Source organism: Variovorax sp. Soil_C_26 (genome assembly GCF_057657075.1).
In genome coordinates, this window is sequence record NZ_JBDGJC010000017.1 from 11,082 (window position 1) to 25,872 (window position 14,791).

General features: G+C 69.5%; 14 protein-coding genes. 5 read left to right on the forward strand and 9 right to left on the reverse strand.

Features of this window, described 5'->3' with window-relative positions:
• Positions 1-2 precede the first annotated feature (2 nt).
• Genes AC3A6G_RS26175 through AC3A6G_RS26200 form a run of 6 tightly spaced genes read right to left on the reverse strand, consistent with a single transcriptional unit; the run spans position 3 to position 6,665 of the window.
• On the reverse strand, positions 3-407 hold the full coding sequence (locus AC3A6G_RS26175; protein WP_487862870.1) for a PaaI family thioesterase: 405 nt from the start codon (positions 405-407) through the stop codon (positions 3-5).
• Positions 404-616, reverse strand: coding sequence for an acyl-CoA carboxylase biotin carboxyl carrier protein subunit (locus AC3A6G_RS26180; RefSeq protein ID WP_487862869.1), 213 nt, complete (start codon positions 614-616; stop codon positions 404-406). Before AC3A6G_RS26180 ends, AC3A6G_RS26175 begins: the two co-directional genes overlap by 4 nt.
• The gene (locus AC3A6G_RS26185; RefSeq protein ID WP_487874980.1) at positions 613-1,995 is read right to left on the reverse strand and encodes an acetyl-CoA carboxylase biotin carboxylase subunit; all 1,383 of its coding nucleotides are present in this window, start codon (positions 1,993-1,995) and stop codon (positions 613-615) included. Before AC3A6G_RS26185 ends, AC3A6G_RS26180 begins: the two co-directional genes overlap by 4 nt.
• Positions 1,992-4,073 (reverse strand): acetate--CoA ligase family protein, encoded by a 2,082-nt coding sequence (locus AC3A6G_RS26190; protein ID WP_487874981.1) that lies wholly within the window; start codon positions 4,071-4,073, stop codon positions 1,992-1,994. Before AC3A6G_RS26190 ends, AC3A6G_RS26185 begins: the two co-directional genes overlap by 4 nt.
• A 12-nt stretch (positions 4,074-4,085) precedes the next feature.
• Positions 4,086-5,090: a Bug family tripartite tricarboxylate transporter substrate binding protein gene (locus AC3A6G_RS26195; protein ID WP_487874982.1), complete on the reverse strand. Its 1,005-nt coding sequence runs from the start codon at positions 5,088-5,090 to the stop codon at positions 4,086-4,088.
• Positions 5,091-5,117: 27 nt separating this feature from the next.
• Positions 5,118-6,665, reverse strand: a complete 1,548-nt coding sequence (locus tag AC3A6G_RS26200) for an acyl-CoA carboxylase subunit beta (protein WP_487874983.1) — start codon at positions 6,663-6,665, stop codon at positions 5,118-5,120.
• A 164-nt stretch (positions 6,666-6,829) separates the two neighbouring features.
• On the opposite strand from AC3A6G_RS26200, the gene AC3A6G_RS26205 reads away from it, so the two are divergent.
• Entirely contained in the window at positions 6,830-8,548 is a 1,719-nt protein-coding gene (locus tag AC3A6G_RS26205) for a sigma-54 interaction domain-containing protein (protein WP_487874984.1), read from the forward strand.
• A gap of 16 nt (positions 8,549-8,564) precedes the next feature.
• Here the strand turns inward: AC3A6G_RS26205 and AC3A6G_RS26210 are convergent, their stop codons facing one another.
• Complete coding sequence (locus tag AC3A6G_RS26210) at positions 8,565-9,335, reverse strand: Crp/Fnr family transcriptional regulator (protein ID WP_487874985.1); 771 nt, start codon at positions 9,333-9,335, stop codon at positions 8,565-8,567.
• A 90-nt stretch (positions 9,336-9,425) separates the two neighbouring features.
• Between AC3A6G_RS26210 and AC3A6G_RS26215 the strand changes: the two genes are divergently transcribed.
• Positions 9,426-9,830, forward strand: a complete 405-nt coding sequence (locus AC3A6G_RS26215; RefSeq protein WP_487874986.1) for a BLUF domain-containing protein — start codon at positions 9,426-9,428, stop codon at positions 9,828-9,830.
• A gap of 77 nt (positions 9,831-9,907) precedes the next feature.
• Here AC3A6G_RS26215 and AC3A6G_RS26220 read toward each other — a convergent pair whose 3' ends face one another.
• Entirely contained in the window at positions 9,908-10,228 is a 321-nt protein-coding gene (locus AC3A6G_RS26220; protein ID WP_487862861.1) for a DUF2917 domain-containing protein, read from the reverse strand.
• A gap of 169 nt (positions 10,229-10,397) precedes the next feature.
• Here AC3A6G_RS26220 and AC3A6G_RS26225 point away from each other — a divergent pair, with 169 nt between their 5' ends.
• The gene (locus tag AC3A6G_RS26225; protein ID WP_487862860.1) at positions 10,398-11,381 is read left to right on the forward strand and encodes a LysR substrate-binding domain-containing protein; all 984 of its coding nucleotides are present in this window, start codon (positions 10,398-10,400) and stop codon (positions 11,379-11,381) included.
• 130 nt (positions 11,382-11,511) lie between these two features.
• On the opposite strand, the gene AC3A6G_RS26230 is transcribed toward AC3A6G_RS26225, so the two are convergent.
• A complete protein-coding gene (locus tag AC3A6G_RS26230; protein ID WP_487862859.1) occupies positions 11,512-12,129 on the reverse strand; it encodes a 5-formyltetrahydrofolate cyclo-ligase in 618 nt (205 codons plus the stop codon).
• Positions 12,130-12,138: 9 nt separating this feature from the next.
• Between AC3A6G_RS26230 and AC3A6G_RS26235 the strand changes: the two genes are divergently transcribed.
• Both AC3A6G_RS26235 and AC3A6G_RS26240 read left to right on the forward strand, forming a co-directional pair.
• Positions 12,139-14,172 carry a lytic transglycosylase domain-containing protein gene (locus AC3A6G_RS26235; protein ID WP_487862858.1) on the forward strand — a complete coding sequence of 678 codons (2,034 nt, stop codon included), beginning with the start codon at positions 12,139-12,141 and terminating at the stop codon, positions 14,170-14,172.
• Positions 14,173-14,724 carry an MgtC/SapB family protein gene (locus tag AC3A6G_RS26240; protein ID WP_487864371.1) on the forward strand — a complete coding sequence of 184 codons (552 nt, stop codon included), beginning with the start codon at positions 14,173-14,175 and terminating at the stop codon, positions 14,722-14,724. It abuts the gene before it with no gap.
• Positions 14,725-14,791 lie beyond the last annotated feature (67 nt).

Genomic DNA, 14,791 nt, shown 5'->3' on the forward strand with positions numbered 1-14,791 from the left:
ACCTAGCGCCCGAGCGCGACGAGCTTGAACACGGCGCGCGCCGTACAGACCACCTCGCCCGCACTGTCACGCACATCGCCTTCGCAGAAGACGGTGCGCGCGCCGCCGCGCAGCACGCGCGCTTCGATCAGCAGGTCGGTCGTGGCGGCAGCAAGAAAATGGGTGCTCATCTCGACGGTGATCACGCCCTGCCCAAGCGGATCGTGCGAGCGGGCGGCCGCGCTCAGCGTGAAGTCGAGCGCGCTCATCATGGCGCCGCCATGCCCATGGCCCCGGCTGTTGACCAGCTCGGGACGCATCGGCAGCCGCGTGCGTGCGCAGCCGGGCTCGAGCCCCACGGCCTCCAGGCCGATGTGCCGCATGAACGGCACGTCGATGCCGAAATAGCCTGTCTCGGCGACGCTCATCCGAGCTCCGCGATGGCCTGGCCCTCCGCGATCCGGTCGCCGACGGCAACGAGCAGCCGGCGCACGACGCCGGCTGCCTCGGCCTCCACCGGGATCTCCATCTTCATCGACTCGACGACGATGAGGACCGCACCGGCTTCGACGGCGGCACCTTCGCTGGTTTCGATGGCGGCAACAAGGCCGGCAATGGGGCTTTCGACTGTGGTCATGGCAGGTTCACTGAGGGAGAAGATGGGATGGCGGCCACGCGCTGGGCGATGCCGGTGTCGATGCGGCCGGCCCGAAAGTCAGGGTCGACCAGCACGCGCTGGATGAACGGGATGTTGGTCTTCACGCCTTCGATGCGGGTCCGTGCCAGTGCCGCCTGCAGGCGCGAGATGGCCTCGGTCCTGTCGTGGCCGTGCGCGACGAGCTTGGCCACCATCGGGTCGTAGAACGGCGTGACGCAGCTGCCCTCGGCATAGCCGGTCTCCACCCGCACGCCCTCACCCGAGGGCAGCGCGAAGCGCGTCAGCCGCCCCGGTGAGGGCAAAAAGCGCACCGGGTCCTCGGCATAGATGCGCGCTTCGATCGCATGGCCGCTGGCCTGCGGCGGTGCAGGCAGCACGCGCTGCATGGGCTCGCCGGCCGCGAGCCGGATCTGCGCCTCGACGATGTCGATGCCGGTGATTTCCTCCGTCACCGCATGCTCGACCTGCAGGCGGGTGTTCATCTCGAGAAACATGAACCCGTCCCGCGGCGTGTAGAGCGTTTCGACCGTGCCGATCACGTCGTAGCCGATGCGCGACAGCAGCGCCGACAGCAGTCGCCGCATGTCGGCCAGCTGCGCCTCGGGAATGCCTGCGGGGCGCGCCTCTTCCACCACCTTCTGGTGGCGGCGCTGCACTGAGCAGTCGCGCTCGAACAGGATGCGCACCTCGCCGTGGCGGTCGGCCAGCACCTGGAATTCGATGTGGCGTGGTGCCTCCACCAGTTTTTCGAGGTACAGCTCGGCCGATGCGAAGAACTTGGCAGCGATGCCGCTGGCCTTGGCCCAGGCGGCCGCCAGTTCCTGCGCATCACGCGCGGGGAGCATGCCGATGCCGCCGCCACCGCCGGCCGGCTTGACCAGCACCGGGTAGCCGAGGCGCGCCGCCGCGGCCAGGGCCTCGTCGCTGCTCGCGAGCACACGCGAGCTGGCGGCCTGGGGCATGCCCTGCGCGGCCATGAAATCGCGCGCCTGCGTCTTGTGCCCGAGCACGCGCAGCCAGTGCGGCGACGGCCCGACGAAGCACAGGCCCTGCGCCTGCACGGCCTCGGCGAAATCGGCGTGCTCCGACAGGAATCCGTAGCCCGGATGCACCGCGTCGGCACCGCTCCGGTGCGCCACTTCGAGCAGGCGCGCCTGGTTCAGGTAGCTCTCCCGGGCGGGCGCAGGGCCGATCGCGAAAGCCGCGTCGGCAAGGCGCACGTAGGGCAGCTCGGCGTCGACCTCGGAGTAGACGGCCACCGCCTCGATGTTCATGCGCTGCAGCGTGCGGATCACGCGTGCGGCCACCGCGCCGCGGTTGGCGACCAGCACACGGCGGGGAAGGCGCGGTGCGTTCATGCGGCCTCCCCCGCCGCCACGGCCGCCACGGCCGCCACGGCATCGACGATGACCGGGGTTGCCGCCCCGCGCGCCACCAGCACCGGGTTGGCGTCCACCGACTGCACGTGGCCGGCCTGGGCCAGCATCCAGTCGCCCAGGCGCACCATCATGTCGGCCAACGGCGCCAGCGCCACGGCCTGCATGCCGCGAACGGCGGCGAAGGCCGGCGCCAGCCTCAGCCGCTGGATGGCGGCGAGCGCCTGGTCGCGGCTGAACGGCGCGACGAGGAACTGCACGTCCTTGCGCACCTCGACCAGCACACCGCCGTGGCCGATCATCACGACCACGCCGAACGACGGATCGACATGCGCACCCAACGCCATTTCGAAATCGGCCTGGTGCTGGGCGCCCAGCAGCAGGCCGCCGTCCTGCGCGCCGAGGTCGCGCAAGGTGGCGGCAAAGTCGCGCCATGCCTGCACGGCCTGGGCCGGTTCGCGGATGTTCAGCCGCACCAGCCCGTGCTCCGACTTGTGGGCCACGTCGGCCGAGATGCCCTTGGCGACGAGCGGTGCCGGCAGGGTGTCGAAGGCGGCACGCACCGCTTCTTCGGTCGTGGCGACCGCATGGCGCATCACGGGCAGCCCTGCGGCTTGCAGCAGCGCCAGCGTGGACGGCTCGTCGAGCATGACCGCGGGCCGTTCGGCGATCGGGGCCGCGACGCCCGTTGAAGATAGCGGCCCGGCCTGCGCGGCGAGCAGCGCGAGGCCGCGCAGGGCGGCACGCTCGCTCCAGAAGGTCGGCACGCCTTGCGCCTGGAAAGCCGCCGCCACCCAGTCCTGGTTCACGCTGACGGCCACGGGCACGCCGCTGTCCTGCGCGAAGCGGCTGACCTGCGCGGCGAAATCCGCGAAGTCGTAGCCCTCGCCGCCGATCGGGAACCCGACGTGCACCAGGTCGACGGCACCGCTGCCGGCAAGCGCAGCCAGCGTGTTGCCGAAGGTCTCGGGCTTGCCCAGCAGGGCCGTGGTCATGTCGATGGGATTGCGCGCGTTCACGTACGGCGGCAAGGCCTGCTTCAATCTCGCGAGGGTGGCAGCGTCGAATGGCGCCATGCACAGGCCGAACTCCTCGGCCGCATCGGCCGACAGCACGCAGGTCGCACCCGAGTTGCTGATGCTCACCACGCGCTTGCCGCGTGCAGCAGGCTGCGACAGGAACAGCGGTGCGTAGTCGATCGCTTCACGGAAGTCGGCGAGCCGCCGAATGCCGTGCTGGCGCAGGAAAGCGTCGGCCAGCGCATCCTCGCCGGCCAGGGCACCGGTGTGCGAACTGGCCGTCGCCTGGCCGGCGCTGGTGCGCCCCGCCTTCACCACGAGGATCGTCACACCGCGCTCGCGCCCCCTTCGCGCCGCTTCAGCGAGGCGGTCGGCGCGGCTCAGGGTCTCGACGTAGAGCACGACGAGTCGGATCTGCGGGTCGTCCATCAGCGCCAGCACGGCTTCTGCGGCGCAGACGTCTGCTTCGTTGCCGGTGGAGACCATGTAGCGCACGCCGACGCCTGCGCGGCGCAGCCCGCCATAGAGGATCGCGGCCCCGGCGCCGCTCTGGCTCACGATCGCCACCGGACCGTCAGCGGGCGGGCTCTCGTTGATCATGGTCGAGAAATTGAGGATGGCCCCCGTGGCGAAGTTCGCCACGCCCTGGCAATTGGGGCCGAACAGGCGCAGGCCGCCGCGCCGCGCACGGGCGACCAGGTCAGCCTGCTGCGCGCGCCCGGCTTCGCCCATCTCGGCAAAACCCGACGAGTAGATGACCGCCGCCCTGGCACCCGCGGCGGCGCAGTCGTCGATGGCGGCCGCCACGTCCTCGCCGGCAACGCTGATGACCACCACGTCCGGTGCCTGCGGCAGCGCCTTCAACGACGCGTAGGCGGGCAGGCCCTGCACCTCGCTGCGGTTCGGGTTGATCGGGAAGACGCGCCCCGCATAGCCGTGGCGGCGCATGTAGTGGATCGGCCGGCCACCCGGCTTGATGGGGTTGTCGGAGGCGCCGAGGATGGCCACGGCGCCGGGGCTCAAGGTTTGCAGCAAAGACACGCGAACCTCGTTTCAGTCCAGCGAGATGGCTTCGCGCTGGATCACCTGCTTCCAGTCGGCCACTTCCTTGGCGATCCGTTCGCCGAAAGGCCCGGGCGGCAGCATCGCCATGTCGCCCTGGCTGGTGAGCACGTTGCGTGCGCGCTCGTCCTTGAGCATGCCCTGCGTCGCCTCGTAGAGGCGATCGACGATGGCCGGCGGCGTCCCGGCCGGCGCGAACAGGCCGGCCCAGAAGGTGACGTTGAAGTCGGCATAGCCCGCTTCGGCCATCGTGGGCACGTCGGGCAGCTGCTTCATGCGATTGGGCGCGGTGACGGCCAGCGGCACCAGCTTGCCCGCGGCGATCTGCGGCAGCGCGCTCCAGGTGTCGAACTGAAGGGCCAGCTCGCCGCTGAGCACCGCCAACTGCGCCTGCGAGGCGCTCTTGTAGGGCACGTGCGTCGTCTTGACGTCGGCTCGGTTGCTCCACGACGCGAAGGCCAGATGCGCGATGTTGCCCGGGCCCGCCGAGCCATAGCTGATCTTGTCGGGATTGCGCCGGGCGTATGCGATCACGTCCTTGGGTTCGCGGATCTGGTTCTTGCTTGCCCAGGCGGGGTTGGCCGCCAGGATGAAAGGCGCGTCCAGCAGCATGGCGACCGGCGCGAAGTCCTTCGGCTGGTAGGTGATCTTCTTGTAGATCTGCGGATTGATCGTGATGCTGCTCGAGTTGGTGACCAACAGCGTGTAGCCGTCGGGCGCGGCCCGTGCGGCCTCGCCCACGCCGATGGCGCCGTTGGCGCCGGGCTTGTTCTCCACCACCACGGGCTGGCCCAGCTGCCTGCCGAGCTGGTCCGCCACGCTGCGCGCGATGGTGTCGGTGAACGAACCGGCCGGAAAGCCGACCAGGATGCGGATCGGCTTGCTCGGCCAGTTGTCCGCCTGCGCCTGCGCCGGCGCAATGGCCAGGCACGAGGCGGCCAGGCCCAGCGCGGCGAGGATGCGGCGCGTGGACGGACGGCGATGCGTTTCGGTCATGTTCTTGTCTCCTTCTTGGTTGTTGATTCAGGGGCGCAGGCCGAAGCGGGGAGCTCCCGGCTCGCGCAGCGGCGCGGCCAGATGGACGAATTCGCACAGCAGCCGGCGCGTGTCGCGCGGGTCGATCACCTCGTCGATGCCGAAGGCTTCGGCGGTCCGGAACGGCGAACTGAGGCTGCGCACGCGCTGCTCGATCTCGGCGCGCTTTTGCACCGGGTCGTCCGCGCCTTCGATCTCGGCCTTGTAGGCCACCTCGAGCCCGCCCTCGATCGGCAACGAACCCCAGTTGGCCGACGGCCAGGCGTAGCGGAAGTTGAAGCGCCCCATGTGCTGGTGGCCCGCCGCGGCCACGCCGTAGGCCCGCCGGACGATCAGGCTGCACCACGGCACCGTGGCCTGGTACACCGCCGCCAGCGCGCGCACGCCGTAGCGCATGATCCCGGCCTTCTCGGCCTCCACGCCGATCTGGAAGCCGGCGATGTCCACCAGGTTCACCACCGGCAGATGGAAGGTCTGCGCCAGGTCGACGAAGCGCGTGAACTTCTCGGCCGAGAGGCCATCCCAGCCGCCGCCATAGAAATACGGGTCGCTCGCGACCACGGCCACGGGCCAGCCGTCGATGCGCGCCAGTCCGGTGACGATGGCGCGGCCCCACTGGCGGCCGGTTTCCAGGAACGAACCGCTGTCCACCAGGCATTCGACGATCGGCCGGACCTTGTAGACCTTGCGGCCGTCGCGCGGAATGGCGGACAGCAGCCATTCGTCGCGGCGCGCGGGGTCGTCGCGCACCTCGCCGCGCGCGGGCAGTTCATGCACGGACGACGGCAGGTACGAGAGAAAGCCGCGCACGCGTTCGAAGGCCTCTTCCTCGGTCGCCACCTCGTCGTCGACCACGCCGTTGCGCGTGTGGATGTGGCTGCCGCCGAGTTCGTTCTTGGTCACCGTCTGACCGATGCGCGCCACCACGGGCGGGCCCGCGTTGAACACCTGAGCGGTGTCCTTGACCATGACCGAGTAGTGGCTCGAGGCGACCCGTGCCGCCCCCATGCCCGCCACCGAGCCCAGCGCGAGCGACACGACGGGCACGGTGGAGAGGTTCTCCACCACCTGGCTCCAGACCTTCATGGTCGGCACGCTGGTGTAGCCCTTGGTCTCGATGTTGCGCACCGAACCGCCGCCGCCCGTGCCGTCGACCAGCCGGACCATCGGCAGTCGCAGGTCGTGCGCCATCTTCTCCGCGAAGATGAGCTTGTCGCCCACGGCGCCGTCGTTGGCACCCCCGCGGACCGTGAAATCGTCCCCCACCACGACCACCGGTCGCCCGCCGATGCGCGCGCGGCCCATGACGAGGTTGGACGGCGTGAAATCCACCAGCCGGCCCAGGCTGTCATACTGGCCCGAGCCCGTCAACGAGCCCACTTCCACGAACGACTCCGGGTCGGTGCAGCCGGCGATGCGTTCGCGCACCGTCAGCTTGCCTGCAGCTTTGTGCCGCGCCACCTTGTCCTCGCCACCGAGCTTCGCGGCCAGCGCGCGGCGGTAGGCGATCTCGTCCACTTCGGGTTGCCAAGTCATGTGTGTATGTCTCCTGGCCATTGCTGCGCAGGGACCGTGCCAGGCGGGTAAGCCGTTGATTTCAAAGGCAACCGCTTAACGGACGCGTGAGGCACGTCCACGACAAGGACACGGCGAAGACACTGCTAGAGTGGGTGTCCGCAGCAAACACACGTCGCAAAGACATGCCCGTTCATCCCACGGACCACCGTTTCGGCCTGCTCGCCTGGCACAGCGGCGCGCAAGCGCCGGCCGTGCAGCTGGGGTCGGCGCGCGAACCGCTGCTGCGCGCGGCCGTGGCCAAGGCCGTCGCGAGCGCGCGACTGGCGCAGGCCGACCAGGGCCAGCCGTCCGGCGCGGGGCGCCTGCTGCATGTGGAAACGCCAGGGCCACGCGGCATGTCGCGCCATGTCGTCGTCTGGCTGGCGGATGCGGACACGGAAGTCGCGCTGGTGCGGCCGGCCGACGAATCGGCCGCGCTGTTCGACCTCGCGGCGAGCGTGCCTTTCGCGTACGCCATCCTCAACATGTTCCTGACCAATCCGTACCAGGCCATCACCGTGGCCGACCTCGACGGGCACATGCGCTACATCAGCCCCGTGCACGAGAAGTTCTTCGGCCTGGCGCCGGGCGTGGCGGTGGGGCGCCGTGCGGAAGACGTGATCCCCAACTCGCGACTGCCCCACGTGGCACGCAGCGGCAGGGCCGAGATCGGCGAGCTGCAGGAACTGGGGCGCGGCGTGAGCCGCATCGTCAATCGCATGCCGATCTTCGAGGGCGGCGCCGTGGTCGGTGCCGTGGGACAGGTGAGCTTCAGCGGCGTGGAGGCCGTCAACCGCATGCAGCAGCGCCTGAACCAGTTGCGCGACGAGGTGCAGCACTACAAGCGGCAACTCAGCGAGCTCCAGGGCGGAACGGCCGCGGCAACCATCATGGTGGGCAGCAGTGCGCCCATGCAAAGGCTCTCGCGCGAGATCGACGCCGTGGCGAGGCTCGACGTGCCCGTGCTCATCCTTGGCGAGAGCGGCAGCGGCAAGGAACTGGTCGCGCAGGCACTGCATGCACGTGGGCGCAGCGCCGATGCGCCATTGGTCAGCCTGAACCTGGCCGCCCTGCCCGCCACCCTCATCGAATCCGAGCTGTTCGGCTACGAGGCCGGCGCTTTCACGGGCGGCAAGAAGCAGGGACAGCCCGGCAAGCTCGAGCAGGCCGAAGGCGGCACGCTCTTTCTCGACGAAGTGGCCGACATCCCGATGGAGATCCAGGTCAAGCTGCTGCGCGTGCTGGAAGACCGTCAGGTGCAGCGGCTCGGAAGCCAATTGAGCCGGCGCATGAACTTCAGGATCGTGGCGGCCACGCACCGCGACCTGCGGGCGCTGATCGACAGCGGCCGCTTCAGGCTCGACCTGTTCTACCGCCTCAGCGGCGTGGTGCTGAACGTGCCGGCGCTGCGCCAGCGCCTCGAGGACATTCCCGCACTGGTGCAGCGCTTCATGCAGGCGTTCTGCGAGCGCAACGGCATCGCCCAGCCAGGCATCGCGCCCGGCGTGATCGGCTACCTGGCGCAGCAGCGCTGGCCCGGCAACGTGCGCCAGCTGCGCCAGCGCGTGGAAGAGGCACTGGTGTTCTGCGACGGCAAGCTGCTTGGCGTGGCGGATTTCGCGCGCCACCAGGATCCGCTTGCCGATGCGCTGCGGATACCGGCGCAAGATCCCCCGTCCGTGCCGGCGACGCGGCCCGACTCCATGGCTGCGGGGACGGTGGCACCGCTGCGGCAGGTCGAATGCCAGGCCATCCTCGATGCGATCGCGCGCTGCGGCGGCAACAAGAAGCTGGCGGCGCAGGAGCTCGGCATCTCGCGCTCGTACCTCTACAAGGTGCTGGGCAGCAGCGCGCGCGCCTGACCGCGGCCTCGGGCCCCTAGATCAGCGGCATCGGCCGCATCGGCCGCTCGAAATAATCGCCCAGCCTTTCGAGCGCATGCGGCTCCAGGATGCGCAGCCAGCCGGCATCGAGCTTGTAGAGCCCGAGCGCCTGCAGCTTGCGCAAGGTCTTGTTGGTGTGCACCAGCGACAGTCCGAGCGCATCGGCGATGTGCTGCTGGTTGAACGGAAACTCGACCCAGTCGTCGCGCACCATGCCCACACGTTGCGCGCGCCGGTACAGGTGCATCAGCAGCATGGCCACGCGCTCGACCGCGTTGCGGCGGCCCGCGGTCACGAGGTTGTCGTCGACGAGCTTTTCCTCCCGCGCGGCGAGCCAGGTGATGCTGTAGCCGAGCTTCGGCTGGCCATGGAAGAGTTCCCACAGCCGGGCGCGCGAAAAGGCGCACAGCGTGGTGTCGGTCACGGCCTCCACGCCGTGCGTCTGCCCATCGGCGAATTCGTCCTGCAGCCCGATGAAGTCGCCAGGTAACAGGAAGCTCAGGATCTGGCGCCGGCCGTCGCTGAGCGTCTTGTAGCGGAAGGCCCAGCCGGCGTAGAGCGTGAACAGCTCGGGACTGGGCCGGTGCTCCTCGATGATCGCGCGCCCGGCCGCGACCTGGCGCGAGCCGATCCTGAAGGACTGGATGGTTGCAAGCTCGTCCTGCGATGCCGGCAAGAAGGCGTCGAGCCGGCGCAACGCGCAGTCGTCGCAAGGGTTCGGGCCCGCGGGCGGCGGCGCAGGGATGGCGTAGTCCTCGAATTTCACGCCGCACTATAGGTCTTTTGCCTATGTCTTTTCACATTTCGCCGGTCCCCGGGGGTGCCTAAACTTCGCACGTCCCTTGCCTCCGAACGCATGACAGATCACCAAGCACTTCACGAAATCTTCTACTGCAGCCTTCTGACGCAAGACCTGCCGCCGACGGCCGTCGGCACCATCGTGACCCAGGCCCGCGCTCGCAACGCAGAACACCGGATCACCGGCCTGCTGGTGTTCGACGGCATGCGGTTCTGCCAACACCTCGAAGGACCCGTGGAAGCCGTGGAGACGCTGATGCACCGCATCGCCCATGACCCGCGGCATACGGAGGTGCGGGTGCTCTACCGCGGCGCATTGGACAGCCGCCGCTACAGCGGCTTCGGCATGGGCCTGGCCGAGAGCGAAGGCCCCGACCTGATGGCCGGCGTCCATGCGCTCGACGGCGAGGCGGCGCTGAAGCACTTCCTGGCGCTGCGGCCCAGCTTCGACGTCAGCATCTGAATTCCGGGCAGCCAAAGAAAAAGGCGGCCGAGGCCGCCTTCCGTCCGTGGGAAACACGCGCTGCCCGACGGGCGGGCTCAGGCCGGGTCCCACGAATAGGTGGCGCCGTAGCCGTCCCAGGCTTCCATCACGATGCGCCGGCCCCCAGCCACCGTGAGCGACTCGCCCGGTGCGAGCACGAGGTCTTCGCTTGCGCTGGCCGCGTTGGCGTCGGCCGTGACCCAGACGCGGCCCTGCTTGATGCGCAGCACACTGGCGGTGCGGGCACGCAGGCTCATGGCCTCGCCGGGTGCGATCTGCCAGGCGCCACGGCGCACGGCCGGCGGCACGGCAGCGTTGGTGCGGGCAGCACCTGGCAGGGAAGCGAGCGATTCATTGGTGCAGACGGCGGTGGACATAAGAGACTCCTTGGCTGGGCCGATGCGCGATGACAGGACGGGAAGAAACAGGAATTGGCGCAGTTCGGGAATGAATGATCGTTTCCGGGCCGTTGGCAGTCCAATGAAAACGAAGTAGCCTACTGATTCCGAATCCGCATCAATGCCCGGCATCCACCCTTCCCGATCCATGCAGCACTCGCAAACCCACCTGCGCTCCCGCCCGATCTCGGCCGGCCACCTGCGCGCCTTCGAGGCGGTGGCGCGCCACCTGAACTTTCGCGCCGCCGCCGAGGAAATGGCGCTCACCCAGTCGGCGGTCAGCCGCCAGATCCAGTCGCTCGAGGAAGAGGTGGGCGTGGCGCTGTTCCTGCGCCACACGCGCGCGGTGGAGCTCACGAGCGCCGGTGCGCAGCTGCTGCTCGCGGTGCAGCAATCGCTGCCGCGCATCGACATGGCGGTGCGGCAGATCCGCCAGAGCGCCGGGCGCAAGAACGTCTCGCTCACGACCTTCGCATCGTTCGCATCGATGTGGCTGATCCCGCGGCTCGAGGCTTTCCAGCGCGACAACCCCGAAATCGACATCCGCATCGACGCCAGCGACGTCGCGGTCGACCTCGAAGTGGCCGACGTGGACATCGCGCTGCGCTACGGTCCGCGCGAGAGCATGCCGGCCTCGGCGCTGCGCCTTTTCGGCGAAACGCTCACCCCGGTGGCGAGCCCGTGGCTGCTGAAGAGCAGCCCGCCGGTCAAGACGCCGGCCGACATCGCGCGCTTCACGCTGATCGAAGCGGGCGACGCGCACCGCTCGCACCTCGAATGGCTGACCTGGCGGCGCTGGTTCGAAGTCAACGGCCTCGAACGGGCGCAGCCCCGGCGCTGGCTCTATTTCAACTACGCCTACCAGATGGTGCAGGCGGCGCTCACCGGCCAGGGCGTGGTGCTGGCGCGCAGCTCGCTGATCGCCGAAAGCCTGGCCAATGGCGACCTCGTCGAGGTGCTGCCGCAGCACCGCATGGATTCACCGATGGCCTACTGGCTCATCGCCGGCCCGCGCCAGGCACTGCGGCCCGAGATCAAGGCATTCTCGGACTGGCTGCAGGCGCAGGCGGTGACCACGCGCGAGACGATCGGCGAGGTGCCCGACCCCGACACGGTCGACAATATTGATTGACGCCCCCCGAAGCGCCTGCGGCGCCTCCCCCCACTGGGGGGCAACACCAGCGGCCCGGCAAAGCCGGTTCCGCGGCGTTCACGCTTTGGGCCCTGACACTTCAAGCGCCATGGGACTGACGAGGGCCGGGTCAGCCCACCGGCCAGACGACGCCGTTGTCGTTCAGGATGGCATCCAGCGGCAGGTCGTGCGGCTCGGGCTGGTAGTCCTCGAGAAACGCATTCGTGAAGCCGAGGCCGACCGTGAAGGGCCGCGGCTCGAGCGCGTCCAGCGTGCGGTCGTAAAAGCCGCCGCCGTAGCCCAGGCGGTAGCCGCCGGCGCTGTAGCCCACGCAGGGGACGAACAGCAGCGTGGGCACGATGAGTTCGGTGTCCTTGGGCTTGGGAATGCCGTAGGCGTCCTCTTCCATCTGGCAGCCCGGGTACCAGGCGTGGAAGGTCAGCGTCTTGTGGACCTTGTTCATCACCGGCAGGCCGATGCGGCGGCGCTGCGGCTCGTCCATCAGTTCGCCGTCTTCCTTCCAGCGGTGCAGCGCGGGCAGCGGATCGAACTCGCCCTTGATCGGCCAGTAGGCGCCGATCACCGTGTCGGGCCGCCCCACGAGCCAGATGCGCATCACGCGCTGCAGCAGGTCGGCCCTGGCCAGCCGGTCGGGCATCGCGAGGCGCTGCTCGATGAGCGCCTTGCGCAGTTGTGCCTTGAGAAAACTTGCGGTCGCCGAGGTGCCGGCATCCTGTGACTTGTCCATAATCCCCCGATGCAGTTCCCGAGCATTTTGGCACCCAAGCACCGCGGCCCGCGCCGAGCGGCCTCCGCGCTGGTCTTTTCCACCGTCCTGGCCACCGCCGCCCTGCTCGCGCAGGCGCCCGCGGCAGCGCAACAGGCCAACAGCAACGACGACCTGTTGGTCCAGATGAAGCAGGCGTTCCAGCGCGGCGACAAGGCGCGGCTGGCCGCGCTGCTGCCGCAAGCCCGCGGCCATGCGCTCGAACCCTGGGCCGCCTACTGGGAGCTCAAGGCGCGGCTGAAAGAGGCCCTGCCGAACGAAGTGCAGGACTTCTTCGCACGCTATCCCGGCTCCTACCAGGAAGACCGGCTGCGCAACGACTGGCTGCTGCTGCTGGGCGAGCGCCGCGACTGGGACGGCTTCTCGGCCGCCCTGCCGGGCTTTCGCATGAACGACGACCCGCAGGTTCGCTGCTACGCGATCCTCGTCGAGTCGCTGCGCACCGGCACCGCCACCCAGGCCCAGGCCGACGAGGTGCGCCGCAACTGGCACGGGCAGAAAGAGGCGGACGACGGCTGCCTCACCGCGGCCGACCGCATGGTCGCAGCCCGGCTGATGTCGCCCAACGACGCCTGGAAGAAGGCGCGCCTGGCCATGGAAGCCAATCGCGCGCAGGCCGCACGCGGCGCCGTGGCCATCGCCGCACCCGACGCGCTGCCGCTGTTCGAAGAGGTCAATGCCAGCGCCGCGAAGTTCCTCGCGGGCCGCGCCTTCGTGGCCGCCAAGTCGCGCAAGGAAATCGTCGTGCTGGCGCTGATCCGCATCGCCATGGCCGACCCCGAGCAGGCGGCCTCGCAACTCGACGGCAAATGGGGGCCGATGCTCTCGGCCGAAGAACGCAACTGGGTCTGGGGCACCATCGGCCGCCAGGCCGCGAACAAGCTCTCGCCGCTGGCCGGCAGCTACTTCGCCAACGTCACGAAGAACAGCGATCTCTCCGACGACATGCTCGGCTGGCGCGTGCGCGCCGCACTGCGCGCCAGCCAGTGGAAGGAGGTGGCGCCCGCCATCAACGCCATGAGCGAGAACGCCCAGCTGGAGCCGACCTGGATCTACTGGAAGGCGCGTGCGCTCAGCGCGGCGGGCGGTGACGAGCGCCGCGCCCAGGCGCGCGAGCTGTACCAGAGCATCGCCGGCACGCGCGGCTTCTACGAAATGCTCGCGCTCGAGGAGATGGGCCAGCGCATCTTGGTGCCCACGCGCCCGGCGCCGCTCACGGCCGAGGAGAAGAACGCCGCGCGCACCAATCCGTCGCTGGCGCGTGGGCTCTACGCGATCTCGATGGGGCTGCGCTCCGAAGGCGTGCGCGAGTGGAACTACGCCACCAACCTGCACGACCGGGGCGGCATGGACGACCGCTCGCTCCTGGCCGCGGCCGACCTGGCCTGCCAGCGCGAAGTCTGGGACCGCTGCATCAACACCAGCGAGCGCACCAAGGGCGCGATCGATGCCGAGCAGCGCTTTCCGATGCCCTTCCACGACACCGTGCTGCGCAAGAGCCAGGAGATCGGTCTCGACCCGGCCTACGTCTACGGCCTGATCCGTCAGGAAAGCCGCTTCATCATGGACGCCCGCTCGGGCGTCGGCGCCTCGGGCCTGATGCAGGTCATGCCCGCCACCGCGCGCTGGACGGCGCGCAAGATCGGCATGACCGATTTCACGCCGGGCCGCATCAACGAGCGCGAGACCAACATCACCATCGGCACCGCCTACCTCAAGCTCGCGCTCGACGACTTCGACGGCTCCATGGCGCTGGCCGCTGCCGCCTACAACGCCGGCCCCGGCCGGCCGCGCAACTGGCGCAACGGCCCGGTTCTCGACGCCGCGATCTGGGCCGAGAACGTGCCCTTCAACGAGACGCGCGACTACGTGAAGAAGGTGCTCGCCAACACCACCAACTACGCGGCGCTGATCAGCGGCCGTCCGCAGTCGCTCAAGGAGCGCCTCGGCCAGGTCGGCCCGCGCAATGTGGCCGAACCCGAACCTAACAAGGACCTGCCCTAGATGAGTTGGACCACCGAGGTGCTCGACACGGTTGCGGCCGAGTTCTCGGACGCGGCCGATGTCGCCCAGCTCACGCGCATCGTCGTGCGGCTGATGCTCGCGGCGGTGCTCGGCTTCATGCTCGGCTTCGAGCGCGAACAGCACGGCAAGGCGGCCGGCGTGCGCACCCACATGCTGGTGGCGATCGGATCGGCGATGTTCGTGCTGATCCCGCAGCAGTCGGGCATCGAGCCGGCCGACATGAGCCGCGTCATCCAGGGACTGGTGGCGGGCGTGGGCTTTCTCTGCGCCGGCACCATCCTCAAGCAGGGCCGAGGCGAGCACCAGGTGCAGGGCCTGACCACCGCGGCCGGGCTCTGGATGACGGCGGCCATCGGCATGGCCTGCGGGCTCGGGCGCGAGGTCACGGCGGTGACGAGCGCGCTGCTGGCGCTGGCGGTGCTTTCCGTGGTGCCGCGCCTGGTCAACCTGGTCGAGCGCCTGGTCGGCCCGCCGCGCGACCCGGGCAAGCGGCGCGTGATCGCTGCGCCCGAGGACGAGCCGCCGCGCTGAAGCGCGCATGCGCCGGGCGCGCACCGCGCATCAATCTGCCGCGGCTTCGGCATCAATGCGGACGCGC